Source organism: Achromobacter sp. JD417, from assembly GCF_041879325.1.
Classification (GTDB): domain Bacteria; phylum Pseudomonadota; class Gammaproteobacteria; order Burkholderiales; family Burkholderiaceae_B; genus Achromobacter; species Achromobacter mucicolens.
Map to the genome: position 1 here is coordinate 1,303,732 of NZ_CP087159.1, position 24,101 is coordinate 1,327,832.

The following is a 24,101-nucleotide window of genomic DNA, read 5'->3' on the forward strand; positions in this document are numbered from 1 at the left end:
CCGTGATAGTAATACCGGCGGCGCACCGGTCGTGCTGAGGGGGCCAACGCCACGTTCCATCACCCTCGGGCACAAGGAGTGCATCCATGACTTCGGAACCCCGACCAAGCACGACCATCCATCGGCCCGTCTTCTATTCCGCGGCCGTCTTTACGTTGCTGCTGGTGGCCTTCGCCATCATTGCGCCCAAGGCCGCGCAGACCCTCTTCGAATCGATGCAGGCCTGGATCATCGGCAATGCAAGCTGGTTCTACATCCTGGTCGTCGCCATCATCCTGATCTCGGTCGCGTTCCTGGCGATCAGCCGGTATGGCGACATCAAGCTCGGCCCGGATCATAGCGAGCCCGATTACCGCAATTTCACCTGGTTCGCCATGCTGTTTTCCGCCGGCATGGGCATCGGGCTGATGTTCTTCGGCGTGGCCGAACCCGTCATGCACTTCGTGTCGCCGCCCTTGGGCGAGGGCGGCACCGTCGAGGCCGCGCGCGAGTCCATGAAGATCACCTTCTTTCATTGGGGGCTGCACGCCTGGGCGATCTACGCGGCGGTGGCGCTCACGCTGGCGTTCTTCAGCTTCCGCCACGGCCTGCCGCTGACCCTGCGCTCGGCGCTGTATCCGCTGATCGGCAATCGCATCCATGGCCCGATCGGCCATGCGGTCGACATCTTCGCCATCATCGGCACCGTGCTGGGGGTGGCCACGTCGCTGGGCCTGGGCGTGGCGCAGATGAACAGCGGCTTGAACCATCTGTTCGGCATTCCGGTTGGCGTCGTGCCCCAGATCGTGCTGATCGTCATCACCTGCGGACTGGCCACGCTGTCGGTGGCCAGCGGGCTGGACAAGGGCATCCGCTTCCTGTCGGAAGCCAACATGGTGCTGGCGGTGGTCCTGCTGTTGTTCGTGCTGACTGTTGGCCCCACCGTGTTCCTTTTCCAGACGTTCGTGCAGAACACCGGCGCCTATCTGTCCGACATCGTCAACAAGACCTTCAACCTGTACGCCTACGAGCCGACCGACTGGCTGGGCGGCTGGACGTTGTTCTACTGGGGGTGGTGGATCGCCTGGTCGCCGTTCGTGGGCTTGTTCATTGCCCGCATTTCGCGGGGCCGCACCATTCGTGAATTCGTCTGCGGCGTGCTGCTGGTGCCCGCCGGGTTCACGCTGTTCTGGATGACGGTGTTCGGCGACACGGCCATCTATTACATCCTGGTTGGCGGCGACCAGGGGTTGGCGAAGGCCGTGGATGCGGACAGTTCGCTGGCCCTGTTCGCATTCCTTGAGTTATTGCCCTGGAGCAGCGTGATCTCGGTGTTCGCCATTGCGATGGTGGCCGTGTTCTTCGTCACCTCCGCCGACTCGGGGGCGCTGGTGGTGGATCTGCTGGCCTCGGGCGGCGCGGACCGTACGCCGGTATGGCAGCGGATCTTCTGGTCGCTGTCCATGGGCGCGGTGGCCATCGCGCTGCTGCTGGCCGATGGCCTGACTGCGTTGCAGACGGCCACCATCGCCAGCGCGCTGCCGTTCTCGATCATCCTGCTGCTGTCGCTCTGGGGCCTATTCAAGGCGCTCAAGCTGGACGCCACCAAGCGCGGCATCCGCTATCAATCGCTGACGCTGTCGCGGCCGGCGCGCGGCGGCCAATCCTGGGAGCGGCGTCTGCGCAACATGGTCATGATGCCGCGCCGTGCCCATGTGCTGCGCTTCATCGCGGATGTGGTGCGGCCCGCGCTGGAAGACGTGGCCGACGAATTGCGCAAGCAAGGCTATGCCGTGCAGGTGCGCGAAGACGAGAACGAGGGCGGCGCAATCCTCGAGGTCTCGCATGGCGAACACCTGGACTTTTCCTACGCCGTGCAGCCCCAGGCCTTCGTGCGCCCCAGCCTGACGCCCGACGAGGCCGCCGACGAAGACGAGCGCAAGTACTTCCGCGCCGAAGTCCATCTGCGCGAGGGCGGGCAGGACTACGACATCATGGGCTGGAGCCGCGACGCCGTCATTGGCGACATCCTCGACCAATACGAGCGGCACCGCCACTACCTGCACATGGTTCGCGGTTAGCCGGCGCGCCGACAGGCGCATGTTCATTCCCCTTTAGCCACGCTGTCCGCGTGGCTTTTTTTGGCCCATAGGCCGCAGCTATCCCCTTCATTGCTTTCGCTGCTTTGACGAAATCCCGCGATTCGTGGATTATCCAAGCAAATTCTTGTTTAAATAAAAAAGCGAGCGAATCATGAAGGTGAGAAGCAGGGCAGGGGCGGTCGTCGCCCTGGCAGTGGCGGCGGCGTTGGCCGGCGGGGCGATGTACTGGAAATCGAAGGCGGCCGCGCCTGGCGGCGGGTGGTCGATGCCGCCGGCCAAGGTCGCGGTGGCGCCCGCCGTGCAGGCAGATTTTCCGGTGGTGCTTGCCGGCATCGGGTCGCTGGAAGCCACCCGCCAGGTGCTGGTGGCGGCGGAAGTCGATGGGCGCGTGGCGCAGATCCTGTTCGCCCCGGGCGAGGCGGTCAAGGCCGGGCAGTTGCTGGTGCAGTTGAACGACGCGCCCGACCAGGGCGAACTGGCGCGGCTGCAAGCCCAGGCGCGTAATGCGCGTGCCCTGCTGGATCGCACGCGCCGGCTGGTGCCGCTGCAGGCCGCCACGCGCGAACAGCTCGACCAGGCCGTGGCCGACCATGAACAGGCGGCCGCCGACGTGCGGCGCGTGCAGGCGCTGATCGACCAGAAGCGCATCAAGGCGCCGTTCGACGGGGTGCTTGGCGTGCGCCGCGTGAACCTGGGCCAGTTTGCCCGCGCGGGCGATCCGCTGGTGTCGCTGACGGATGCGTCCTCGTTGTACGTCAACCTGACGCTGCCCGAGCAGGCGCTGGGTGTGCTGCGGGTGGGCCAGCCGGTGGCGGTGACGGTGGACGCGCACGCGGGCCGCGAGTTTCCGGGCAAGGTCACCACCGTGGAGCCGCAGGTCGATCCGGGCACCCGCACGGTCCGCGTGCAGGCCCTGTTGGCCAATCCCGACGGCGCGTTGTCGGCGGGGATGTACGCGCAGGCCCGGATCGGACTGCCCGACCGCCCGGATGTCATCACCGTGCCGGAGACGGCCGTCAGCTACAGCGCCTACGGCGATTCGGTCTACGTCGTGACGCCGCCAGAAGCCGCTGCGGCGGCGCCGACCGTCAGGCAGGCCTATGTGAAAACCGGCGAGCGCCTGCGCGGCCGCGTGGTGGTGACCGAGGGGCTGAAGGCGGGCGACCGGGTCGTGACGTCGGGCCAGCTGCGCCTGCATAACGGCGCCGCCGTCGAGATCCTGCCGGACGACACCGTGGCGCTGGCCGCGCCGGGACACGCCGTGGCGCAGGCCCGGTAAGGTGCGGAGGCCAACATGAAGTTCACCGATCTGTTCGTGCGCCGTCCCGTGCTGGCGCTGGTGGTCAGCACCCTCATCCTGCTGCTGGGCATCAAGGCCCTGAGCGGGTTGCCGGTCAGGCAATACCCGCTGACCGAAAGCACCACCATCACTATCACGACGCAATATCCGGGCGCCTCGCCCGATCTGATGCAGGGTTTCGTCACGCAGCCCATCGCGCAGTCCGTGGCCACCGTCGAGGGCATCGACTACCTGTCGTCGTCGTCGACCCAGGGCCGCAGCGTGATCACCGTGCGGATGAAGCTGAATGCCGATTCCAACAAGGCCATGACCGAGGTGATGGCCAAGGTCAACGAGGTCAAGTACCGACTGCCGCAGGACGTCTACGACCCCGTCCTGGTCAAGTCCGCGGGCGAGGCGACGGCCGTCGCCTATGTGGGCTTTTCCAGCACGAACCTGTCGCTGGCCGCGCTGACGGACTACCTGTCGCGGGTGGTGCAGCCGCAGCTCTCGTCCATCGATGGCGTGGCAAGCGTCGAGCTATATGGCGGGCAGAAGCTGGCGATGCGGGTATGGCTGGATCCGGACCGCATGGCGGCGCGCGGCATCTCCGCCGGCGAGCTGGCCGACGCGCTGCGCCAGAACAACGTGCAGGCGGCGCCCGGCCAGGCCAAGGGGCTGTACGTGGTGTCCAACATCCAGGTGAATACCGACCTCGTCAACGTGGCCGAGTTCCGGGACCTGGTGATCAAGCACGAAGGCGGCGCCGTCGTCCGGCTGGGCGACGTGGCGACCGTGGAACTGGGCGCGGCGTCCACCGATTCGAGCGGCCTGATGGACGGCGAGCCGGCCGTGTACTTCGGCCTGAACGCCACGCCGGTCGGCAATCCGCTGGTCATCGTCAAGCGTCTGAACGAGCTGCTGCCCAACATTAAGCAGAACCTGCCGCCGGGCACCAGCGTGCAGGTGCCGTTCGAACTGGCCCGCTTCATCAGCGCCTCGATCGACGGCGTGACGCAGACGCTGCTCGAAGCCATCGTCATCGTGGTGGCCGTGATCTTCCTGTGCCTGGGCTCGCTGCGGGCGGTGCTGATTCCGGTCGTCACCATTCCGCTGTCCATGCTGGGCGGCGCGGCCATCATGGCCCTCTTTGGCTTCAGCGTGAACCTGCTGACCTTGCTGGCGATGGTGCTGGCCATCGGCCTGGTGGTGGACGACGCCATCGTCGTGGTCGAGAACGTGCACCGCCACATCGAGGAGGGCAAGTCGCCCGTGCGGGCGGCGCTGATCGGCGCGCGGGAGGTCGCCGGTCCGGTGATCGCCATGACCATCACGCTCGCGGCCGTCTATGCGCCGATCGGGCTGATGGGCGGCCTGACCGGCTCGCTCTTCAAGGAATTCGCCTTCACGCTGGCCGGGGCGGTGGTGGTGTCCGGCGTGATCGCGCTGACGCTGTCGCCGGTAATGAGCTCGTTTCTCTTGAATGGCCGGGTCGCCGACGGCTGGATGGCGCGCAAGGCCGAGCACTTCTTCGGCCGCCTGGGCGAGGCCTACGGCCGCGTGCTGGACGTGTCGCTGCGTCACCGCTGGGTCACCGGCGTGCTGGCGGTGGCCGTGCTGGCCAGCCTGCCTTTTCTGTACAACGCCGCGCAGCAGGAGCTGGCCCCCGTCGAGGACCAGTCCACGGTGCTCACCGCCATCAAGTCGCCGCAGCAGGCCAACATCGACTACGTGGAAAAGTTCGGCAAGAAGTGGGACGACGTCATGAAGACGCTGCCCGAGCAGAAGGGGCGCTGGCTGATCAACGGGTCCGATGGCGTCTCCAACAGCATCGGGGGCGTGGACTTCGTGGACTGGCAGGACCGCACGCGCTCGGCCGACGAGATCCAGGCCGACATGCAGTCGATGGCGAACCAGGTCGAAGGCAGCAACATCTTTGCCTTCCAGCTGCCGTCGCTGCCCGGCTCCACGGGCGGGCTGCCGGTGCAGATGGTGCTGATGAGCGCGTCGGACTATGCCGTGGTCTTTGACGCCATGGAAAGCCTGAAGAAGGCGGCCAGGGAAAGCGGCCTGTTCATGGTGGTGGACAGCGACCTGGACTACAACAACCCCGTCGTGCAGCTGAAGGTGGATCGCAGCAAGGCCAACAGCCTGGGCGTCACCATGAAGGCCATCGGCGACACGCTGGCGGTGCTGGTGGGCGAGAACTACGTAAACCGCTTCGGCATGGACGGGCGTTCCTATGACGTCATTCCGCAAAGCCTGCGCGAGCAGCGCATCTCGCCGCAGGCGCTGGCGCAATACCACGTCAAGAGCGCCTCGGGGGCGCAGGTGCCGCTGTCCAACCTGGTATCGGTGTCGATGGGCGTGGAGCCCAACAAGCTCACGCAGTTCAACCAGCTGAACGCCGCCACGTTCCAGGCGATTCCCATGCCGGGCGTCACGATGGGCGATGCGGTGCAGTTCCTCACGCGCGAGGCGCAATCGCTGCCGGCGGGCTTCAGCTACGACTGGCAGTCCGACGCGCGGCAGTTCACGCAGGAAGGCTCGGCGCTGATGATCACCTTCATCTTCGCCATCATCGTCATCTACCTGGTGCTGGCCGCCCAGTACGAAAGCCTGCGCGATCCCTTCATCATCCTGGTAAGCGTGCCCATGTCGATCTGCGGCGCCCTGATCCCGCTGGCGCTGGGCATGGCCACGGTCAACATCTATACGCAGATCGGCCTGGTGACGCTGATCGGCCTGATCAGCAAGCACGGGATCCTCATGGTGGAGTTCGCCAACGAGATGCAGGTCAGCCACGGGCTGGACCGGCGCGCGGCGATGGAAGCGGCCGCGCGCATCCGCCTGCGTCCCATCCTGATGACCACGGCGGCGATGGTCATGGGGCTGATTCCGCTGCTGTTCGCCACCGGCGCCGGCGCGCACAGCCGCTACAGCCTGGGACTGGTCATCGTGGTCGGGCTGCTGGTCGGCACGCTCTTCACGCTGTTCGTGCTGCCCACGGTCTACACCGTGTTTGCCCGGGACCACCGCGCCGCCAACGATACGCCGCGCGCCCGCGAACTGGCGCAGGCCGACGCCGAGGACGCGCGCGCCGCCGTCCAGCACTGAGGAATCGATCATGGATAAACCGCATTTCTTTCCCCGCCTTTTCCGCGGCGCCGCCGTGCTGCTGGCCGCTTTGGCCGCCGCGGGCTGCGCCGTCGGACCCGACTACCGCCGGCCCAGCCCGGCGCCCGTGGTGCTGACCAGCCCCGAGCAGGCGCTGTTTTCCACCGATCAGGTCCAGCGCGACTGGTGGAAGCAACTGCAGGACCCGCAACTGGACCGCCTGATCGGCATGGCGCTCGCCCGCAACCTGGACATCCGCATCGCCCAGGCCCGTCTTGCCGAATCGCGCGCGGTGCTCGATGAAAAGGAACTGGACAAGCTGCCGGCCGTAACGCTGGGCGGCGGCTACGAGCGCAGCCTGTCGCAGGCCAATCCCGGCGTCGCAGGCCAGCGCAATCTGGCCGAAAGCTACCGGGCGGGCTTTGACGCGGCCTGGGAATTGGATCTTTTTGGCAGGCTGCGCCGCGCGGCCGAGGGCGCGGCGGCCCGTAGCGAGGCGCAGGCTGCCGACCTGGCGCAGGCGCGCATCGTGGTCGCGGCCGAAGTGGCGCGCAATTATTTCGAACTGCGCGGCTCCGAGCAGCGGCTGGCCGTGGCGCGCGCCAACCTGGCCAGCCAGGAGGACAGCCTGCGCGTGACCCAGGCGCTCGTCTCGGCCGGCCGTGGCGACGAAGGAGACCTCGCCAGCGCGCGGGCCGAACTCGACACCGTGCGGGCCAGCGTTCCGGTCCAGGAGACCGCGCGCCGGCTGGCGCGCTACCGGATCGCGGTGCTGGCGGCGCTGCGTCCGGCGGAGCTGGGTGCGCTGGACGCCGCCCAGCCGCTTGCGCCGCTGACCGCGCGCCTGCCCATCGGTGACGTGGGCGCGTTGCTGTCGCGGCGCCCGGACGTGCTGGCCGCCGAACGCAACCTGGCTGCCGCCAACGCAGACGTGGGCGTGGCCACGGCCGAGCTGTACCCGCGCATCGATCTGGGCGGCTTCCTGGGATTCGTCGCGCTGCGCGGCGCGGACTTCGGCTCGGCCGCCAGCCGCGGGTTCGGCGTCGCGGCCAACGCCAACTGGCCCGCGTTCCATCTGCCGTCGGCCCTTGCCCGCAAGCGCGGGGCCGAGGCGCGCCTGGATGGCGAGGCGGCGCGCTACGAGCAGGCGGTCCTGCGCGCCGTCGAGGAAGTGGAGTCGGCGCTGGCCGAATACGGGCAGACGCAGCAGCGCCTGGGCAGCCTGGCGCAGGCGGCGGCCCACAGCGGGCGGGCCGCCGAACTGGCCCGGCTGCGCTACCGCGAGGGCAGCACGCCTTATTTGACCGTGCTGGATGCGCAGCGTACGCTTTTGCGCGCCCAGGACGCCGTGGCCGTGGCCGAAGCCGAGTCCTATACGCGCCTCGTGGCGCTCTATAAGGCGCTGGGCGGCGGCTGGCAGGCTGACGAGGCCGGCCAGACGCGGCTGGCCGTGGCACCATAGGAACCTTCATCCGGAGCATCGATACCCCTCATGTCTGACAGCCTGTCCCAACCGGCCGCCGCGCTGCCGCACCAGCCTGCGGACCGCGTCCTCATGACCCTGAAGACCCGCGGGCCGCAATCCATCGCGGTCATTGCGCGGGCCATGGACGTGACGGCCGAGGCGGTGCGCCAGCAGATGACGCGCCTGCACGCCGACGGGCTGGTCGACGCCGAGAGCCGCAGCGCGGGCCGCGGCCGGCCCACCCAGATCTGGTTCCTGACCGCCGCCGGCCACGGGCGTTTTCCGGACACGCACGCCGAGATGACGGTGCAGATGATCGCGGCGGTGCGCCAGGTGTTTGGCGACGAGGGCATCGACAAGCTGGTGCAAGTGCGCGAAAACGCCATGCTCAACGTCTACCAGCAGGCCATGCAGGACGCGCCGGACCTGAAGGCGCGGCTCGAACGGCTGGTCGACGTGCGCAGCGCAGAGGGCTACATGGCGGAACTGCGCGAGGACGAAGCCGGATTCGTCTTCATCGAGAACCATTGCCCCATCTGTTCGGCCGCCAAGGCCTGTATGGGCTTTTGCCGCAGCGAGCTGGAACTGTTCCGCAAGGTGCTGGGCGAGGGCGTGCTGGTCGACCGCGAAGAACATATCCTGGCCGGCGCGCGGCGCTGCGCCTATCGCGTCAGCAAGCGGCCATGACGCTCAAGCAGCTCGAAGCCTTCTATTGGGCCGCCACCTGCGCCAGTTTCGCCGTGGCGGCCGAGCGGCTTCACCTGTCGGTGTCTTCGCTTTCCAAACGCATCACGGAACTGGAAGACGCGCTGGGCCAGCCGCTCTTTGACCGCAGCGGCCACAAGGCCGTGCTGACCGACGCCGGCCAGCGCCTGGTGCCGCAGGCGCGCGGCTTGCTCGCCGCCGCGGACCAGATCCGCGCTTGCATGACCGAGACGCCGGGCCTGCGCGGCCGGTGCCGTTTCGGCGTGGGCGAACTCACCGCGCTGACCTGGCTGCCGCAGCTGATTCGCGCCGTGCGCGCCGCTTACCCTGAGCTGGTGCTGGAGCCCTACGTCGACATCGGCCAGGTGCTGGAGCAACGCGTCGCGGACGGGGAACTGGATTTTGCCGTGATCGCCGGCCGGTCGTCCCGCGCCGGCATTGCGTCCTTGCCCATCGGCGAGGCGCGCTTTTCCTGGGTCGCCGCGCCCGCGGCGCTGCAGCCCGGCGAAACCGGCATGACCATGGCCCTCTTGGCCCGGCTGCCGCTCGTGACCCTGCCCGAGGGCGCGGGCACCACGCGCATCATCGACGACTGGCTGGGCGGGCGGCAGGCCGCGGGCGAGCGCCTGTGCTGCAACAACTGGGGCGCCATCGTGGGATTGCTGATCGAAGGCACCGGGGTGGGGCTGCTGCCCAGGCATTGGGCCGAAAAGCTCCAGGCCGAAGGCAGCCTGCGCGTCCTGCACGGCGATCCCGAACTGGCCGCGTTGCCTTACGCGTTCCAGTACCGGCGCGACGACGCCCGGCCGCTGGTCGCCCTGCTGCGCGACACGGTCGCCGCCTCGGCCGATTTCTCGGCGCCGTGCCGTCTGCCCTGAAGCTTTCGTCCGCAAGGCGGCCGCCACGGGCGTATAGTGGGCGGCGCGCCCCGCGCCGGTCTATACAATCGCCGCGCGCCTGGCGCAGAATCCAGCAACAACGTGCGCACGAGGGGGATGGGCCCGGCGATGCGGCACGACCCGGGGTCTGTTCCTCCCTGCCAGGCGGTGCGCCCGCGCACGAGGCACGGTCCCCCGCGGAATCGACGGAGATCTTTCATGCGTAAACTTTGCCTCGCCATGGCCATGGCGGGAATGCTGGCCACCGGATTGGCGCAAGCCCAGTCCACCTTGCGTATCGGGCTGCAGGACGACCCGGACGTGCTGGATCCGGCGCGCGCCCGCACCTTTGTCGGCCGCATCGTGTTCGCCTCGTTGTGCGACCGGCTGGTCGACATCACGCCCGACCTGAAGTTCGTGCCCCAGCTTGCGCAATCGTGGTCCGTCGGCCCCGACAACAAGACGCTGACCTTCAAGCTGCGCACGGATGCCGTCTTCCATGACGGCACTCCCATCAATGCCGCCGCGGTCAAGGCCAACCTCGACCGCGCCCGCACGCTGCCCGACAGCAACCGCAAGAGTGAACTGGCCACGGTGGCCAGCGTGGATGCCCCGGACGACCAGACCGTGGTGCTGAACCTGTCGGAACCGGACGCCTCGCTGCTGTCGCAACTGTCCGACCGCGCCGGCATGATGATTTCGCCCGCCAGCTTCGACAAGGATCCCGGCGGCAAGCCCGTGTGCTCGGGCCCCTACCAGTTTAAGGAGCGCGTGCAGAACGACCGCATCGTGCTCGAGAAATTCCCCAAGTACTGGGACGCGGCCAACTACCATTTCGACCGCCTCGTCTTCACGCCGATTCCGGACAACACCGTGCGCCTGAACAACCTGCGCGCCGGCGACCTGGACATCATCGAGCGCGTGGCGCCCAGCGACGCCAAGGCTGTCAAGGACGACCCCAGCCTGCGTCTGGCCCCGGTGACCGGCCTGGGCTTCCAGTCGATCTCCGTGAACCTCGCCAACGGCGCGCGCGCCGATCATCCGCTGGCAAAGGACAAGCGCGTGCGCCAGGCACTGGATCTGGCCATCGACCGCGACGTGCTGAACCAGGTGATCGGCGAAGGCATGTTCCAGCCTGCCCACCAGCCGTTCCCGCCCGCCAGCTTTGCCTACAACAAGTCCTTCGACCGCCCGGGCCGCGATCCCAAGAAGGCGCAGGCCCTGCTGAAGGAAGCCGGCTACGACCGCGTGAAGGTCGAGATCACCTTCGGCAACAACACCACCATGCAGCAGGTCTTCGAACTGGTGCAGGCCATGGGCGCCGAAGCGGGCTTTGACATCACCCTGCGTCCTGTCGAATTCGCCTCGCTGCAGTCATCGCTGGCGCGCGGCGACTTCCAGGTAGGCCAGAGCGGCTGGTCGGGCCGGGTCGATCCCAGCGGCAACATCCACCAGTACCTGAGCTGCAAGGGCAACCTGAACGACGGCAAGTTCTGCGACGCCGCCGTCGACAAACTGCTCAACGACGCCCGCGCCGAGGCCGACACCGCCAAGCGCCGCGCCCTGTACGACCAGGTGCTGGCCGCGATGCAGGACCAGCGTCCCATCATCTACCTGTTCTACCTGCCGTGGACGTTCGGCGTGCAGGCCAAGGTGCAAGGCTTCGTTCCCTATCCTGACGGCTTGATCCGGTTGAAAGGGGTAGAGAAGAAGTAGGCCCCCCTACCCGCTGACGCGGGCCCCCTCAAGGGGGCGACACCAGCGGACCGGAAGGTAAGGCCCACCCCCAGCCCGCTGACGCGGGCCCCCCCTCAAGGGGACGACACCAGCGGACCGGCGGAGCCGGATCCGCGGTGTCCCGGATGGCGTCAGTTGCTGGCGGCAGGTCTCTCCTTCCCAGGTGTCTGACACCCGTACGCAATGACCGCTGTACATCTCGATGCCCCACGGGTGTCTGACACCGGCCAATAGCCGCACCTTGGCGTCAGGCACCCCTCCCACACCAGGACCCACCATGTTTACGACTCGCCCGGAAATCCTCGGCACCTTCGGTGTCGTGACGTCCACCCATTGGCTGGCCAGCGCGGCTGGCATGTCGCTGCTGGAGCGCGGCGGCAATGCGTTCGATGCCTGCGTCGCCTCGGCGTTCGTGCTGCAGGTGGTAGAGCCCCATCTGGTCGGCCCGGCCGGCGAAGTGCCCGCTGTGTTCTATTCCGCCCGCACCGGCAAGGTCGAGGTGCTGTGCGGGCAGGGCACCACGCCCGCCGCCGCCACGCTCGAACGCTACCGCGCCGAAGGGCTGAAGCTCATCCCCGGCAACGGCCTGCTCGCGACCGTGATTCCGGGCGCGTTCGACGCCTGGATGCTGCTGCTGCGCGACCACGGCACGATGCGGGTGCGCGACGTGCTTGAGCCCGCCATCTATTACGCGGAGCACGGCCATGCGCTGATGCCGCGCATCTCCAACACCATCGCCGGCCTGAAAGACTTCTTCGAGACGCACTGGCCGACGACCGCCCAGGTCTACGTGCCGGGCGGGCAGGTGCCCCAGGCCCGCAAGCTGTTTCGCAATCCGGCGCTGGCCCGCACCTGGACCCGCGTCCTTAAAGCCGCCGAAGGCGCCGGCGCCGACCGCGACCGCCAGATCGAGGCCGCGCGGGACGCGTTCTACCGCGGCTTCATCGCCGAGGAGATCGACCGCTTTGCCCGCAACACCGACGTCATGGACGAAAGCGGCACGACCCACCGCGGCGTCATCACCGCCGACGACCTGGCCGGCTGGTCCGCCAGCTATGACAAGCCGCTGACTTACGACTATCACGGCTACACGGTTGCCAAGGCGGGCGGCTGGAGCCAGGGACCGGTCTTTCTGCAGACCCTCGCCATCCTGAAGGACATGGACCTGGCAGGCGTCGGCCCCACCAGCGCCGAGTTCATCCACCGCGTCACCGAGGCCATGAAGCTCGCCTTTGCCGACCGCGAAGCGTATTACGGCGACCCCGCCTTCATCGACGTGCCGCTGGCCCATCTGCTGTCCGACGCGTACAACGCCGAACGCCGCCAGCTGATCGGGGAGGGCGCGTCGCGCGACCTGCTGCCCGGCCAGGTGCCCGGCTTCGAGGCGCAGGTGGCGCGGGTCATGGACACGCTGGAACGGCTGTCGCCGGTCACCGCGCCCGGCAGCGCCACGAACGAACCGACGCTTGCCGACATGCGCGCCTCGGCCAAGCGCGGCGACACCACGCACGTGGACGTGATCGACCGCTGGGGCAACATGATCTCGGCCACGCCGTCGGGCGGCTGGTTCCAGTCCTCGCCGGTCATCCCTGAACTGGGCTTCGGCCTGAACACCCGCGCCCAGATGTTCTGGCTGGAAGAAGGCTTGCCGGGCACGCTGGCGCCGGGCAAGCGCCCGCGCACCACGCTGACCCCGTCGCTGGCGCTGCGCGACGGCAAGCCCTACCTGGCGTTCGGCACGCCGGGCGGCGACCAGCAGGAGCAATGGCAGCTCCTGTTCTTCCTGCGTCACGTGCATCACGGCCTGAACCTGCAGGAAGCCATCGACCTGCCCATGTCGCACACCATGCACTTTCCCACCTCGTTCTATCCCCGTGACCGCAAGCCGGGCCATCTGGCGCTGGAGGCCAGCTTCGGCGCCGAGGTCATCGAGGCCCTGCGCCAGCGCGGGCACCAGATCGAGGAAGTGCCCGAATGGTCGGTCGGCCGGCTGACCGCGGCCTCGCGCGATCCGGACGGATTGCTGCATGCGGCCGCGACGCCGCGCTTGATGCAGGCCTACGCCATCGGGCGTTGATCGGTCGCACGCACGCTTGCTTACAAAGCGTGCGTGCCCGCGCTTCACCGCGTCTTGCGGCGCTTTGCCCGCTTAGGGTATGTTTGTCGCATGACGCCATCCGAGCAGAGCCCGGCAACAGCGGCTCGACCCCTCACGGGAACAGAACCCTTATTCATCGTCCTCAATAAAGGATCGGGGCGCGGCGACGCGCAGGTCCTGCAGGACACCATCCGGCACATCCTCGACGAGGCCGGGCGGCGCTACGAACTCATGCCGGTCGACGATCCGTCGCGGCTGACGGACGTGGCGCGCCAGGCGGTCAAGCGCGCCCAGGACGAGCAGGGCGTCGTCATTGCCGCGGGCGGCGACGGCACGCTCAATGCCGTCGCGGGCGCGGTGCTGGGACAAGGCGTGCCCTTCGGCATCCTGCCGCAAGGCACCTTCAACTACTTCGGCCGCACCTACGGCATTTCGCAAGAGACAGACGTGGCGCTGCGCGGCTTCCTGCAAGGCACTATCCGGCCGGTGCAGGTCGGCCTGCTGAACGGCCGCCTGTTCCTCGTGAACGCCAGCCTGGGTTTGTATCCGCAACTGCTGGAAGACCGCGAAGCCTACAAACAGCGCTACGGCCGCCGGCGCTGGGTCGCGCTGTGGTCGGGCCTGGTCACGCTGTGGCGCCAACCGCGCCAGCTCGGCCTGCAACTGGAATTCGAAGGCAAGTCGCGCAGCTTGACGTCGCCGACGCTGGTGGTGGGCAACAACAAACTGCAGCTTGAACATATCGGCATCGAAAACGACGGCCTCGATCGGAACCAGCTGGTCGCCATGGCGGCGCGGCCCGTCGGCACGCTGGCGCTCTATGGCCTGCTGGTGCGGGGTCTGATGAGTCGGCTGGGCGACGCTGAAAACGTGATCAATTTCGCGTTCGACAAGCTCACGGTGGGGGTGCGAGGGCGCCGCCGGGTCAAGGTGGCGATGGACGGCGAAATCTCCTGGATGGACACGCCGCTCGAATTCAAGGTGGCGAGCGATCGTCTACCTCTCGTGGTGCCGGCGGATCCCGAGCTTCTGGACCGCTCATGACGCGGATCCTGCATCTGTCCGATACCCATTTCGGCACCGAGCGCAAGGCGGTCATTGAAGCCGTGCTGGATCTGGCGCGGCAACTGTCGCCCGATCTCGTGGTCCTTAGCGGCGACATCACCCAGCGTGCGCGCCGCAGCCAGTTCGCCGCCGCCCGGCGGTTCATCGAACGAATGGCGCTGCCCGTGCTGGCCGTGCCCGGCAATCACGATATTCCTCTGTTCAACGTCTTTCTGCGGGCGCTCAATCCGTACGGCAACTACAAGCGCGCGCTCGGACCCATCCTCGAACCCGTGTTCGAAAACGACGGCGTGCTGGCAATCGGCGTGAACACCACGCGGCCAAGGCGCCACAAGGACGGCGAGATCTCCGATGCCCAGATCACCCGGGTCGCCCAGCGGCTGCGCCAGGCGCGGCCGGGGCAGTTGCGGATCGTCGTGGCGCATCATCCGGTGCGCGCCAAGGTCGAGTCCGACCTGTCCAACCTGCTGATCGGCCGCGAGCGCGCGTTGGCGGCGTGGGCGCAGGCGGGCGTCGACCTGGTGCTGGGTGGTCACATACACTTGCCCTACGTGCTGCCGCTGACCGCGCCGACTGGGCCGGCCGGCTGGATCGTCCAGGCCGGAACGACCTGTTCGCACCGCGTCCGGGGCACCGTGCCCAATTCGCTGGGCGTGATCACCCGCACCGAAGAGGACGGCCAGCAGGTCTGCCACGTCGAGCGCTGGGACTACGCGGCCGGCGCGCACGCGTTCGCACCCGTCGACAAGACGCTGGTCTCGCTGTAGTAGTGCGGTAGTGCGCGCTCGTCCGCGCGACTTCTTTTTGTTGGTTCAAACATGACCGATGTCTACGCGGCATGGGCCGCGGCCCATGCCTTCTCGTTGTTTATCGCGCTGCCGCTGCTGGCCGGCGGCGCCGCGCTGCTGTTCATGCGGTGCCATGGCCGGCTGTCCCGCAATGGCCGCGCCGCGCTGTTTGCCGGGGTGGCCGGCGTGTCGTTCGTTCTGTTTCTCACGTTGGCCCTGGCTGTCGAAAGCCGCGGCGCCGTGGTGCAGTTCGACGGCGCGCTGGCCGATGCGCTCAGCATGTCCATGTCCACGTCGATGCTGTGGCTGCTGTCCTGGATCACGTATCTGGGCGACCGCAACCTGCTCACCGTCGTCGCCGTGCTGATGACGATCGCGCTGTTATGGCGCGGGCTGTGGCAGCTTGCGCTCTTTTGCGCCATCGCGACCGGCCTGAATGGCGCGCTCAACTGGCTGTTCAAGCACACCTTCGAACGCGTGCGCCCCGATCACGACCACGGCTATGCCATGGCGACCGGCTGGAGTTTTCCCAGCGGCCACGCCTCTGCCGCCATGGCCGTCTACGGCACGGCGTGCTACCTGATGTGGCGGTTTTCCCCGCCCGCGTGGCGCCTGCCGTGCGTGGCGTTCATGGCCGCGCTCATCATGGCCATCGGCCTTAGCCGCATCCTCTTGCAGGTGCATTTCGCGAGCGACGTCGTGGCCGGATTTGCCGTCAGCCTCGGGTGGCTGGTCCTGTGCGTGGCGGCCGTCGAGCGGCTGCACGTGTCAGGCCGGTGGGCTCAGCGCGTCCAGTAAGCGAGCCTCCACGCTGGCCGGATCGCACGCCTTCAGGGGCGCGCTGGCATAACGTCCCCCCGCGCTGGCAATGGCCCGGTCCAGCTGCCGCATTCGGTCGGCCGGCGGCGGATCCAGGTCGATGATCAGCTTGCCGGCGATGGGCGCCGTGACCTGCCCGTCGCTGAAGCGTTCCAGCGTGCGATCGATCTCGCGCTCGCGGGGCAGGGCCAGCAAGATGGTGTCGGATTCCGCCAGGGCTTCGCGCGCCGACGTCGCCAGCGTCGCGTTGCCGCGGAAGGCCTCGCAGCGGTCCGCCTCGATGTCATAAAGCGTCAGCGCAATGTCGGGATCGGCGGCCAGCAGCCGCCGCGCAGCCAGCGTGCCGATCCTGCCCATGCCGACGATGCTGACGCGCGGACTCATGGCTTGGGCACCGACCACGTGCTCACGATATGGGCAACCGGCTCGTCCGAGCCTTCTCCCGTCAGCACGACCTCTCCCGCGCTTAGCCGGCCCACCTTCAGCAGGCGGGCATGGGCATGGATGGCGCCCGCCGGGCTCTTGCGCAGGAAATTGATGGTCAGGCTTGCCGTGACCGCATGCGCCTGGCCGGTGGCGCCCACGACCGCCGCATACATGGCCAGGTCGGCAAGCCCCATCAGCATCGGCCCGGCCACGATGCCGCCCAGCCGCTGGTGCGTGTCCCGGGCGGGCAGCACGGCGTGCGCCGTGCCGTGGCCGATGTGCAGCACGTCGATTCCCAGCAGCATCGAGAACGGGTGCTGGTCGGCCAGCAGCACGTGAAAGTCGGCAAGGCTGATCAGCGGCGCGTGGCCGTTGGCGGCTAGGGCGGTTGCAGTCATCGTTGTTCCAGGGCGAGGCAATAATTGTCCAGCAGCGCGTCGGCCTGCTGGCCCAGGGATTTGAGACGGCGCGTGTGCAGCAGCAGCAACAGCCCCATCAGGTAGGTGAACACGTTCATCTGCTCGGCCCGCACGGCCTCGTCGCGCCAGCCTTTCGTGCGCGACAACGCCTGGCCGATGAGATCGATGGATTGCCGCAACCGGGAATTGAGCTTCTCGTCCATGTCGCGGCCCAATCCGCGCGGCCCCAGTCCCTGGAACAGATACAGCCCCAGGGAAAAATCCGTGCGCCGCTCGGCGTAATAACCGAAGAACGCGCGGATCACGCCGCGCGCGGCCGATTCCGGCGCTTCGGCCTGTTCGGCTCGCTCCAGATGCGCGTGCAGCCGCTGCAGCGATTCGTCCAGCAGTTCGCCATAAAGCGCTTCCTTGCCCGCAAACCACGGATAGATGGCGCCCGTCGTGCAGCCGGCTTCCTTCGCAATCGCCCGGATCGTCGTTTTTTCAAGACCGTCGCGCTCGAAGACGCGCTGCGCGGCGTCCAGGATGATCTGCCGGCGCAGGGCGCTAAGTCGTTCGTTTCGGTCGGCGCGAGGGGAGGGGGTGGACATGGGGGCGGGCGTCTCTTCAATGCCACCGATCATATCGACGATTTTTATTAATAACAATGTTATCCAGTCGCGACTTGGCTACGATGATCTGCAAGGCCGGCGTCATCGCGGCCGCCTCCGTTTTTCGGCGGATGGCCGCCGGATCCGTGAAGAAAGTTGCGCGACAAATGGGTTTTGGAATTGCCCGGAAAATTGGGGGCAGGGCCGAAAGTCGCATGGTTGCGCGCTCGGGCTTTTCGGTAAGGGAAAGCCCTAGCGTTGCCGGGCAAGCATCAGCGGGATGTTGCAACTTCCCAACAAGCCTGTCGCAAACCTGCACTTTTCTGATGCCGACCATAGCCAGCCCCCCCGATTTTTGATGCAATAGCGTCAACTTCCCTTCGCGGAGTTAGGGGGGCGGCAGGCTGGTTTGCTGGATTGCTGCTCTTGTCACTCAAATCAACGGAGATTTCTTAAATGAAAAAGACTCTGCTCGCTGCCGCCCTGCTCGCCGGTTTCGCCGGTGTCGCCCAGGCAGAAACGTCTGTCACCCTGTACGGCATCATCGACACGGGCCTCGGCTACAACAAGATCAGCGGCGGTACTGATGCCCAAAACGGCAGCCGTTTTGGCATGATCAACGGCGTCCAGAACGGTTCGCGCTGGGGTCTGCGTGGTTCGGAAGATCTGGGTGACGGCCTGCGCGCTGTTTTCCAACTGGAATCGGGCTTCAACTCGGGTAACGGCACCTCCGCTCAAGGTGGTCGTCTGTTCGGCCGTCAAGCCACCGTCGGTCTGGCCAGCGACAGCTGGGGTCAACTGGACTTCGGTCGTCAAACCAACATCGCGTCGAAGTACTTCGGCTCGATCGATCCGTTCGGCGCTGGCTTCGGTCAAGCCAACATCGGCGTTGGTCTGAGCGCTGCTAACACGCAACGCTACGACAACATGGTCATGTATCAGACCCCGTCGTTCAGCGGCTTCCAGTTCGGCGTTGGCTACTCGTTCAGCGCTGATGACACCAAGGGTTCGGAAACCGGCTTCAAGACCGCCGACAACACCCGCGCCATCACGACCGGTCTGCGCTACGTCAACGGCCCGCTGAACGTCGCTCTGTCGTACGACCAGCTGAACGCATCGAACCGTCTGCCGACCGCCTCGACCGACGCTACCCCGCGTATGTACGCCATCGGCGGTTCGTACGACTTTGAAGTCGTGAAGCTGGCTCTGGCCTACGCTCGCACGACCGACGGTTGGTTCGCCGGCCAAGGCACCGCCACCAGCACCATCGGTGGTGGCTCGAGCTCCGTGAACTTCGGCAGCAACCTGTTTGCTGACGGCTTCAAGGCCAACTCGTACATGGTCGGTCTGTCGGCCCCGATCGGCGGCGCTTCGAACGTCTTCGGTTCGTGGCAGCGTGTTGATCCGTCGAACGCCAACCTGACCGGTGACGACGCCAACATGAACGTCTACTCGCTGGGCTACACCTACGACCTGTCCAAGCGCACCAACCTGTACGCTTACGGTTCGTACGCCAAGAACTACGCCTTCCTGGACGGTCTGAAGTCGACCGCCGTCGGCGTCGGTGTCCGTCACCGCTTCTAATCCAACGCAGGGCGCAAGCCCTGTCTGGATTTAAGAGAAAAGTCGAACGGGCCTCGGCCCGTTCGCATAAACCACCCTTTTGGGGGTGGTTTTTTTTCGTCTGCTGACTGAATTCGTGCATACTACGACTTCGTGCTCATCAAGCCGTGTATTCTTCGAAGTGCGCCGACGAAAGCTGCGATTGTTCCATTTGAGGAATGCAGTCTTTCGCCTGCTATTCAAGCTACAGAGTTCAGCCGGAAGTAACCGCGCGAATGCTACAATCCTAAGGTTTGCGCATTTGACGGACGCCTGAATGAACCTGCAACAGTATTTTCCCGTCCTGCTGTTTGTCGTAGTGGCCACCCTTATCGGGTTCGCGCTTCTAACGGCCGGCTCCCTCCTTGGTCCGCGGCGTCCTTACGCTGAGAAGCTCTCGCCTTACGAGTGCGGCTTCGAAGCGTTTGAAGATGCACGCATGAAGTTTGACGTGCGCTACTACCTCGTGGCGATCCTGTTCATTCTTTTCGACCTGGAAATCGCGTTCCTGTTTCCGTGGGCCATCGCCCAGGGCACCGTCGGACTCGTCGGTTTCTGGACGGTCATGGTTTTCCTCGCCGTGTTGACCGTCGGCTTCATCTACGAATGGAAAAAGGGCGCGCTGGATTGGGAGTGACCTCCGGGTTCATTTCACAGCACGCTATCAGAGACGAATATGGCTATAGACGGCATTCTCAAGCAAGGGTTCATCACCACCAGCGCCGACAAGTTCCTGAACTGGGCGAAGACCGGTTCGATGTGGCCCATGACCTTCGGTCTGGCCTGTTGCGCGGTTGAGATGATGCATGCGGGCGCGGCCCGCTACGACCTGGACCAGTTCGGCATCATCTTCCGGCCCAGTCCCCGCCAGTCCGATCTGATGATCGTGGCCGGCACCTTGTGCAACAAGATGGCGCCGGCGCTGCGCAAGGTCTACGACCAGATGCCCGAGCCGCGCTGGGTGGTTTCCATGGGCTCCTGTGCCAATGGCGGCGGCTACTACCACTACTCGTATTCGGTGGTCCGTGGCTGCGATCGCATCGTACCGGTAGACGTCTACGTGCCGGGCTGCCCGCCCACGGCCGAGGCGCTGGTCTACGGCTTGCTGCAGATGCAGAACAAGATCCGTCTGACCAACACGATTGCGCGCTGATGCTTCGTCCGGTTCGTCGGCAGGCCTTGCCGCCGCGAACCTTGCGAAACCAGCGTATCGGTTCACCTAAGCGTACAAGATGATGACCAGGCTCGAATCCCTGAAAAACAATTTGCAGACCACCCTCGGTGCGGACATCGCGCTGACCGAGGCGCTGGGCGAGCTGACGCTCGAAGTGCCCGCGGAGCAGTGGTTCTCCGTCTGCAACAAGCTGCGCACCGAAGCCGGCCTGCGCTTTGAAACCTGTATCGACCTCTGCGGCGTCGACTACCTGACCTGGGGCAACGGCACGCGCCAGCTGCCCGAGGAAACGAACGCCCGCATCCACCGCTCGCGCTACGCTGTGGTGGCGCACCTGCTCTCCATCGAGAACAACTGGCGGCTGCGCGTGCGCACCTGGGCGCCCGACGACGAGTTCCCCATGGTCGCCTCGCTGATCGAGTGCTGGCCCACGGTCGGCTGGTTCGAGCGCGAAGCCTTCGACCTGTACGGCATCGTCTTCGAAGGCCACCCGGACCTGCGCCGCATCCTGACCGACTACGGCTTCATCGGCCATCCTTTCCGCAAGGACTTCCCGCTGTCGGGCACCGTCGAAATGCGCTACGACCCCGAACAACGGCGCGTCATTTACCAGCCGGTCACGATCGATCCGCGCGAGATCACCCCGCGCGTGGTGCGCGAAGACACCTACGGCATGGGGCGTTGAATCATGGCAGACATCAAGAACTACACCCTGAACTTCGGTCCTCAACACCCGGCCGCGCACGGCGTGCTGCGCCTGGTGCTCGAGCTTGACGGCGAAGTCATCCAGCGCGCCGACCCGCATATCGGCCTGCTGCATCGCGCCACCGAAAAGCTGGCCGAACACAAGACCTACATCCAGGCGCTGCCCTACATGGACCGCCTGGACTACGTGTCCATGATGTGCAACGAGCACGCCTACGTCATGGCCATCGAAAAGCTGCTGGGCGTCGAAGCCCCGCTGCGCGCGCAGTACATCCGCGTGATGTTCGATGAAATCACCCGCCTCTTGAACCACCTGATGTCGCTGGGTTCCCACGCGCTCGACGTGGGCGCCATGGCGGTGTTCCTGTATGCCTTCCGTGAGCGCGAAGACCTGATGGACTGCTACGAAGCGGTGTCGGGCGCGCGCATGCACGCGGCCTACTACCGTCCGGGCGGCGTCTACCGCGACCTGCCGGATTCCATGCCGCAGTACGGCGACTCCAGCAAGTACCGTGGCGACAAGGAAATCCGCGCCATGAACGATGCGCGTTCGGGCTCGCTGCTGGATTTCATCGAAGACTTCACCAACCGTTTCCCGGCCTGCGTCGACGAGTACGAAACGCTGCTCACCGACAACCGTATCTGGAAGCAGCGTCTGGTCGGCATCGGCGTGGTCGATCCCGATCGCGCCAAGGCGCTGGGCTTCACCGGCCCGATGCTGCGTGGTTCGGGCGTCGCATGGGACCTGCGCAAGATGCAGCCCTACGAAGTCTACGACCTGCTTGATTTCGACATCCCCGTGGGTGTCAACGGCGATTGCTACGACCGCTATCTGGTCCGCGTCGCCGAGATGCGCCAGAGCAATCGCATCATCCGCCAGTGCGTGGAATGGCTGCGCAACAATCCCGGCCCGGTCATGATCGAGAATCACAAGATCGCCCCGCCGTCGCGCACCGCCATGAAGACCAACATGGAAGAGCTGATCCATCACTTCAAGCTCTTCACCGAAGGTTTCCACGTGCCGCCGGGCGAGGCATACGCCTCGGTCGAGCATCCGAAGGGCGAATTCGGCATCTATCTGGTGTCCGACGGCGCCAACAAGCCCTACCGCCTGAAGATTCGGGCGCCCGGCTTTGTCCACCTGCAATCGCTGGATGAAATGTCGCGCGGCCACATGATCGCCGACGCCGTCACCATCATTGGCACGCAGGACATCGTTTTCGGCGAGATCGATCGCTGATCATCCGCCCCAGACAGTCACGAGCACGCCCGCATAACCCGGATTCAAACTATGCTGCTTTCCGAACAGGCCTACCAGAAAATCGACCGTGAACTGGCCAAGTTCCCGGCCGACCAGCGGCAGTCCGCCATCATGGCCTCGCTTGCCATCGCGCAAGAAGAGAAGGGCTGGTTGGCTACCGAAGTCATCGAAGACGTGGCCAACTACATTGGCGTTCCGCCCATCGCGGTCCAGGAAGTCGCCACGTTCTACAACATGTTCGACGTCAAGCCCGTCGGCAAGAACAAGATCGCCGTCTGCACCAACTTGCCCTGTGCCTTGCGCGATGGCGACCGTGCCGGCGAATACCTCAAGCGCAAGCTGGGCGTCGACTACCGCCAGACCACCGAAGACGGCCAGTTCACCCTGGTCGAAGGCGAGTGCATGGGCGCCTGCGGCGACTCCCCCGTGCTGATCGTGAACAACAAGCATATGTGCGTGCGCATGACCGACGAGAAGCTGGACGCGCTGGTCGCGGCCCTCAAGCAGCAAGGAGAGTCGGCATGAATGCGCCTGACCTGTACAAGCAGTTCGCGCAGGGGCTGGACCCCAACCCCCTGAACGACCTGTCCAATTCGATGTGCCTGCACGGCCGGCACATGCAGCCGCAGATCATGGCCGACGTCGACGGCGCCAACTGGCGCCTGGCCGACTACGTCAAACGCGGCGGCTACGAAGCCCTGAAAAAGATCCTCACCACCGGAATGAAGCCGGAAGACGTGATCGCCGAGGTCAAAGCGTCGGGTCTGCGCGGCCGTGGCGGCGCGGGCTTCCCCACCGGCCTGAAGTGGAGCTTCATGCCGCGCGCCTTCCCCGGCCAGAAGTACCTCGTCTGCAACTCCGACGAAGGCGAACCGGGCACGTTCAAGGACCGCGACATCCTGCGTTTCAATCCGCACATCGTGATTGAAGGCATGGCGATCGCGGCCTACGCCATGGGCATCAGCGTCGGCTACAACTACATCCACGGCGAAATCTTCGAAGTCTACGAGCGCTTCGAAGAGGCCCTGGAAGAAGCGCGGGCCGCCGGTTTCCTGGGCGACCGCCTGTTCGGTTCCGACTTCAGCTTCCAGCTGCACGCATTCCACGGTTACGGCGCCTACATCTGCGGCGAAGAAACCGCGCTGCTGGAGTCGCTGGAAGGCAAGAAGGGCCAGCCGCGCTTCAAGCCGCCGTTCCCGGCCAGCTTCGGCCTGTACGGCAAGCCCACCACCATCAACAACACGGAAACGTTCGCGGCGGTGCCGTGGATCATCCGCAACGGCGGCCAGGCCTACCTGGAAGTCGGCAAGCCGAACAACGGCGGCACCAAGCTGTTCTCGATCACCGGCGACGTCGAACGTCCCGGCAACTACGAGATCCCGCTGGGCACCCCGTTCTCGACCCTGCTGGAACTGGCAGGCGGCATGCGCGGCGGCAAGAAGCTGAAGGCGGTCATTCCCGGCGGCTCCAGCGCCCCGGTCCTGCCCGCCGACATCATGATGGAATGCACGATGGACTATGACTCCATCGCCAAGGCCGGCTCGATGCTCGGCTCCGGCGCGGTCATCGTCATGGACGAGACGCGTTGCATGGTCAAGTCGCTGCTGCGTCTGTCGTACTTCTATTTCGAAGAAAGCTGCGGCCAGTGCACGCCGTGCCGCGAAGGCACCGGCTGGCTTTACCGCATGGTGCACCGCATCGAGAACGGTCAAGGCCGTCCGGAAGATCTGGAGCTGCTGGACAACGTGGCCGCCAACATCATGGGCCGCACCATCTGCGCCCTCGGTGACGCCGCCGCCATGCCCGTACGTGGCTTCCTCAAGCATTTTCGCGACGAATTCGCGCACCACATCGAGCACAAGTCTTGTGTGGTCCCGCAATATCTGTAGGTC

At 66.1% G+C, this 24,101-nt stretch carries 22 protein-coding genes; 18 read left to right on the forward strand and 4 right to left on the reverse strand.

Translation table 11 applies throughout. The annotated features are described in order from the left end of the window. The first annotated feature begins 86 nt into the window (after positions 1-86). The 11 genes from LN047_RS06010 (at position 87) to LN047_RS06060 (ending at position 16,011) form a co-directional block, all read left to right on the forward strand. Positions 87-2,060, forward strand: coding sequence for a BCCT family transporter (locus tag LN047_RS06010; RefSeq protein WP_373981323.1), 1,974 nt, complete (start codon positions 87-89; stop codon positions 2,058-2,060). Between the two features lie 172 nt (positions 2,061-2,232). Next, positions 2,233-3,360, forward strand: coding sequence for an efflux RND transporter periplasmic adaptor subunit (locus tag LN047_RS06015; protein WP_373981324.1), 1,128 nt, complete (start codon positions 2,233-2,235; stop codon positions 3,358-3,360). Positions 3,361-3,375: 15 nt separating this feature from the next. Beyond that, entirely contained in the window at positions 3,376-6,477 is a 3,102-nt protein-coding gene (locus LN047_RS06020; protein WP_175156762.1) for a MexW/MexI family multidrug efflux RND transporter permease subunit, read from the forward strand. 10 nt (positions 6,478-6,487) lie between these two features. Continuing rightward, the gene (locus LN047_RS06025; protein WP_373981325.1) at positions 6,488-7,939 is read left to right on the forward strand and encodes an efflux transporter outer membrane subunit; all 1,452 of its coding nucleotides are present in this window, start codon (positions 6,488-6,490) and stop codon (positions 7,937-7,939) included. A 30-nt stretch (positions 7,940-7,969) separates the two neighbouring features. Beyond that, positions 7,970-8,629 (forward strand): metalloregulator ArsR/SmtB family transcription factor, encoded by a 660-nt coding sequence (locus LN047_RS06030; RefSeq protein WP_142050394.1) that lies wholly within the window; start codon positions 7,970-7,972, stop codon positions 8,627-8,629. Then, positions 8,626-9,525 carry a LysR family transcriptional regulator gene (locus LN047_RS06035; protein ID WP_373981326.1) on the forward strand — a complete coding sequence of 300 codons (900 nt, stop codon included), beginning with the start codon at positions 8,626-8,628 and terminating at the stop codon, positions 9,523-9,525. The genes LN047_RS06030 and LN047_RS06035 overlap by 4 nt, the downstream gene beginning before the upstream one ends. 219 nt (positions 9,526-9,744) lie before the next feature. Beyond that, a complete protein-coding gene (locus tag LN047_RS06040; protein ID WP_062840500.1) occupies positions 9,745-11,241 on the forward strand; it encodes an ABC transporter substrate-binding protein in 1,497 nt (498 codons plus the stop codon). Between the two features lie 298 nt (positions 11,242-11,539). Further along, positions 11,540-13,339 carry a gamma-glutamyltransferase family protein gene (locus LN047_RS06045; protein ID WP_373981327.1) on the forward strand — a complete coding sequence of 600 codons (1,800 nt, stop codon included), beginning with the start codon at positions 11,540-11,542 and terminating at the stop codon, positions 13,337-13,339. 90 nt (positions 13,340-13,429) lie between these two features. After that, positions 13,430-14,404, forward strand: coding sequence for a diacylglycerol kinase family protein (locus LN047_RS06050; protein WP_373981328.1), 975 nt, complete (start codon positions 13,430-13,432; stop codon positions 14,402-14,404). After that, the gene (locus LN047_RS06055; RefSeq protein ID WP_175235171.1) at positions 14,401-15,192 is read left to right on the forward strand and encodes a metallophosphoesterase; all 792 of its coding nucleotides are present in this window, start codon (positions 14,401-14,403) and stop codon (positions 15,190-15,192) included. The genes LN047_RS06050 and LN047_RS06055 overlap by 4 nt, the downstream gene beginning before the upstream one ends. Before the next feature lie 51 nt (positions 15,193-15,243). Next, a complete protein-coding gene (locus LN047_RS06060) occupies positions 15,244-16,011 on the forward strand; it encodes a phosphatase PAP2 family protein (protein ID WP_373981329.1) in 768 nt (255 codons plus the stop codon). Here LN047_RS06060 and LN047_RS06065 read toward each other — a convergent pair. From LN047_RS06065 to LN047_RS06080, 4 genes are read right to left on the reverse strand one after another with little or no spacing between them, the layout of a single operon-like run. Next, positions 15,982-16,416 (reverse strand): NAD(P)-binding domain-containing protein, encoded by a 435-nt coding sequence (locus LN047_RS06065; RefSeq protein ID WP_373981330.1) that lies wholly within the window; start codon positions 16,414-16,416, stop codon positions 15,982-15,984. The genes LN047_RS06060 and LN047_RS06065 overlap by 30 nt on opposite strands. Further along, a complete protein-coding gene (locus LN047_RS06070; protein ID WP_056321704.1) occupies positions 16,413-16,856 on the reverse strand; it encodes a PaaI family thioesterase in 444 nt (147 codons plus the stop codon). Before LN047_RS06070 ends, LN047_RS06065 begins: the two co-directional genes overlap by 4 nt. Beyond that, complete coding sequence (locus LN047_RS06075) at positions 16,853-17,467, reverse strand: TetR/AcrR family transcriptional regulator (RefSeq protein ID WP_373981331.1); 615 nt, start codon at positions 17,465-17,467, stop codon at positions 16,853-16,855. The genes LN047_RS06070 and LN047_RS06075 overlap by 4 nt, the downstream gene beginning before the upstream one ends. A 16-nt stretch (positions 17,468-17,483) precedes the next feature. Continuing rightward, positions 17,484-17,840 carry a hypothetical protein gene (locus tag LN047_RS06080; protein WP_271264432.1) on the reverse strand — a complete coding sequence of 119 codons (357 nt, stop codon included), beginning with the start codon at positions 17,838-17,840 and terminating at the stop codon, positions 17,484-17,486. An 83-nt stretch (positions 17,841-17,923) separates the two neighbouring features. On the opposite strand from LN047_RS06080, the gene LN047_RS06085 reads away from it, so the two are divergent. The 7 genes from LN047_RS06085 (at position 17,924) to nuoF (ending at position 24,098) form a co-directional block, all read left to right on the forward strand. Next, positions 17,924-19,051, forward strand: a complete 1,128-nt coding sequence (locus tag LN047_RS06085; RefSeq protein WP_373981332.1) for a porin — start codon at positions 17,924-17,926, stop codon at positions 19,049-19,051. Positions 19,052-19,346: 295 nt separating this feature from the next. Next, positions 19,347-19,706 (forward strand): NADH-quinone oxidoreductase subunit A, encoded by a 360-nt coding sequence (locus LN047_RS06090; protein ID WP_373981333.1) that lies wholly within the window; start codon positions 19,347-19,349, stop codon positions 19,704-19,706. A gap of 39 nt (positions 19,707-19,745) precedes the next feature. Then, a complete protein-coding gene (locus LN047_RS06095; protein WP_006217960.1) occupies positions 19,746-20,222 on the forward strand; it encodes an NADH-quinone oxidoreductase subunit B family protein in 477 nt (158 codons plus the stop codon). Between the two features lie 79 nt (positions 20,223-20,301). Beyond that, the gene (locus tag LN047_RS06100) at positions 20,302-20,928 is read left to right on the forward strand and encodes an NADH-quinone oxidoreductase subunit C (protein ID WP_056321712.1); all 627 of its coding nucleotides are present in this window, start codon (positions 20,302-20,304) and stop codon (positions 20,926-20,928) included. 3 nt (positions 20,929-20,931) lie between these two features. After that, on the forward strand, positions 20,932-22,188 hold the full coding sequence (locus LN047_RS06105) for an NADH-quinone oxidoreductase subunit D (protein WP_128827634.1): 1,257 nt from the start codon (positions 20,932-20,934) through the stop codon (positions 22,186-22,188). A gap of 51 nt (positions 22,189-22,239) precedes the next feature. After that, the gene (gene nuoE, locus LN047_RS06110) at positions 22,240-22,734 is read left to right on the forward strand and encodes an NADH-quinone oxidoreductase subunit NuoE (RefSeq protein ID WP_056321718.1); all 495 of its coding nucleotides are present in this window, start codon (positions 22,240-22,242) and stop codon (positions 22,732-22,734) included. Then, on the forward strand, positions 22,731-24,098 hold the full coding sequence (gene nuoF, locus LN047_RS06115) for an NADH-quinone oxidoreductase subunit NuoF (RefSeq protein WP_056321720.1): 1,368 nt from the start codon (positions 22,731-22,733) through the stop codon (positions 24,096-24,098). The genes nuoE and nuoF overlap by 4 nt, the downstream gene beginning before the upstream one ends. The last annotated feature ends 3 nt before the right edge of the window (positions 24,099-24,101 follow it).

Bases quoted from the DNA above. Each gene is read 5' to 3' on its own strand.
- LN047_RS06010 (WP_373981323.1), top strand. From the start codon at position 87: ATGACTTCGGAACCCCGACCAAGCACGACCATCCATCGGCCCGTCTTC.
- LN047_RS06015 (WP_373981324.1), top strand. From the start codon at position 2,233: ATGAAGGTGAGAAGCAGGGCAGGGGCGGTCGTCGCCCTGGCAGTGGCG.
- LN047_RS06020 (WP_175156762.1), top strand. From the start codon at position 3,376: ATGAAGTTCACCGATCTGTTCGTGCGCCGTCCCGTGCTGGCGCTGGTG.
- LN047_RS06025 (WP_373981325.1), top strand. From the start codon at position 6,488: ATGGATAAACCGCATTTCTTTCCCCGCCTTTTCCGCGGCGCCGCCGTG.
- LN047_RS06030 (WP_142050394.1), top strand. From the start codon at position 7,970: ATGTCTGACAGCCTGTCCCAACCGGCCGCCGCGCTGCCGCACCAGCCT.
- LN047_RS06035 (WP_373981326.1), top strand. From the start codon at position 8,626: ATGACGCTCAAGCAGCTCGAAGCCTTCTATTGGGCCGCCACCTGCGCC.
- LN047_RS06040 (WP_062840500.1), top strand. From the start codon at position 9,745: ATGCGTAAACTTTGCCTCGCCATGGCCATGGCGGGAATGCTGGCCACC.
- LN047_RS06045 (WP_373981327.1), top strand. From the start codon at position 11,540: ATGTTTACGACTCGCCCGGAAATCCTCGGCACCTTCGGTGTCGTGACG.
- LN047_RS06050 (WP_373981328.1), top strand. From the start codon at position 13,430: ATGACGCCATCCGAGCAGAGCCCGGCAACAGCGGCTCGACCCCTCACG.
- LN047_RS06055 (WP_175235171.1), top strand. From the start codon at position 14,401: ATGACGCGGATCCTGCATCTGTCCGATACCCATTTCGGCACCGAGCGC.
- LN047_RS06060 (WP_373981329.1), top strand. From the start codon at position 15,244: ATGACCGATGTCTACGCGGCATGGGCCGCGGCCCATGCCTTCTCGTTG.
- LN047_RS06065 (WP_373981330.1), bottom strand. From the start codon at position 16,416: ATGAGTCCGCGCGTCAGCATCGTCGGCATGGGCAGGATCGGCACGCTG.
- LN047_RS06070 (WP_056321704.1), bottom strand. From the start codon at position 16,856: ATGACTGCAACCGCCCTAGCCGCCAACGGCCACGCGCCGCTGATCAGC.
- LN047_RS06075 (WP_373981331.1), bottom strand. From the start codon at position 17,467: ATGTCCACCCCCTCCCCTCGCGCCGACCGAAACGAACGACTTAGCGCC.
- LN047_RS06085 (WP_373981332.1), top strand. From the start codon at position 17,924: ATGAAAAAGACTCTGCTCGCTGCCGCCCTGCTCGCCGGTTTCGCCGGT.
- LN047_RS06090 (WP_373981333.1), top strand. From the start codon at position 19,347: ATGAACCTGCAACAGTATTTTCCCGTCCTGCTGTTTGTCGTAGTGGCC.
- LN047_RS06095 (WP_006217960.1), top strand. From the start codon at position 19,746: ATGGCTATAGACGGCATTCTCAAGCAAGGGTTCATCACCACCAGCGCC.
- LN047_RS06100 (WP_056321712.1), top strand. From the start codon at position 20,302: ATGATGACCAGGCTCGAATCCCTGAAAAACAATTTGCAGACCACCCTC.
- LN047_RS06105 (WP_128827634.1), top strand. From the start codon at position 20,932: ATGGCAGACATCAAGAACTACACCCTGAACTTCGGTCCTCAACACCCG.
- nuoE (WP_056321718.1), top strand. From the start codon at position 22,240: ATGCTGCTTTCCGAACAGGCCTACCAGAAAATCGACCGTGAACTGGCC.
- nuoF (WP_056321720.1), top strand. From the start codon at position 22,731: ATGAATGCGCCTGACCTGTACAAGCAGTTCGCGCAGGGGCTGGACCCC.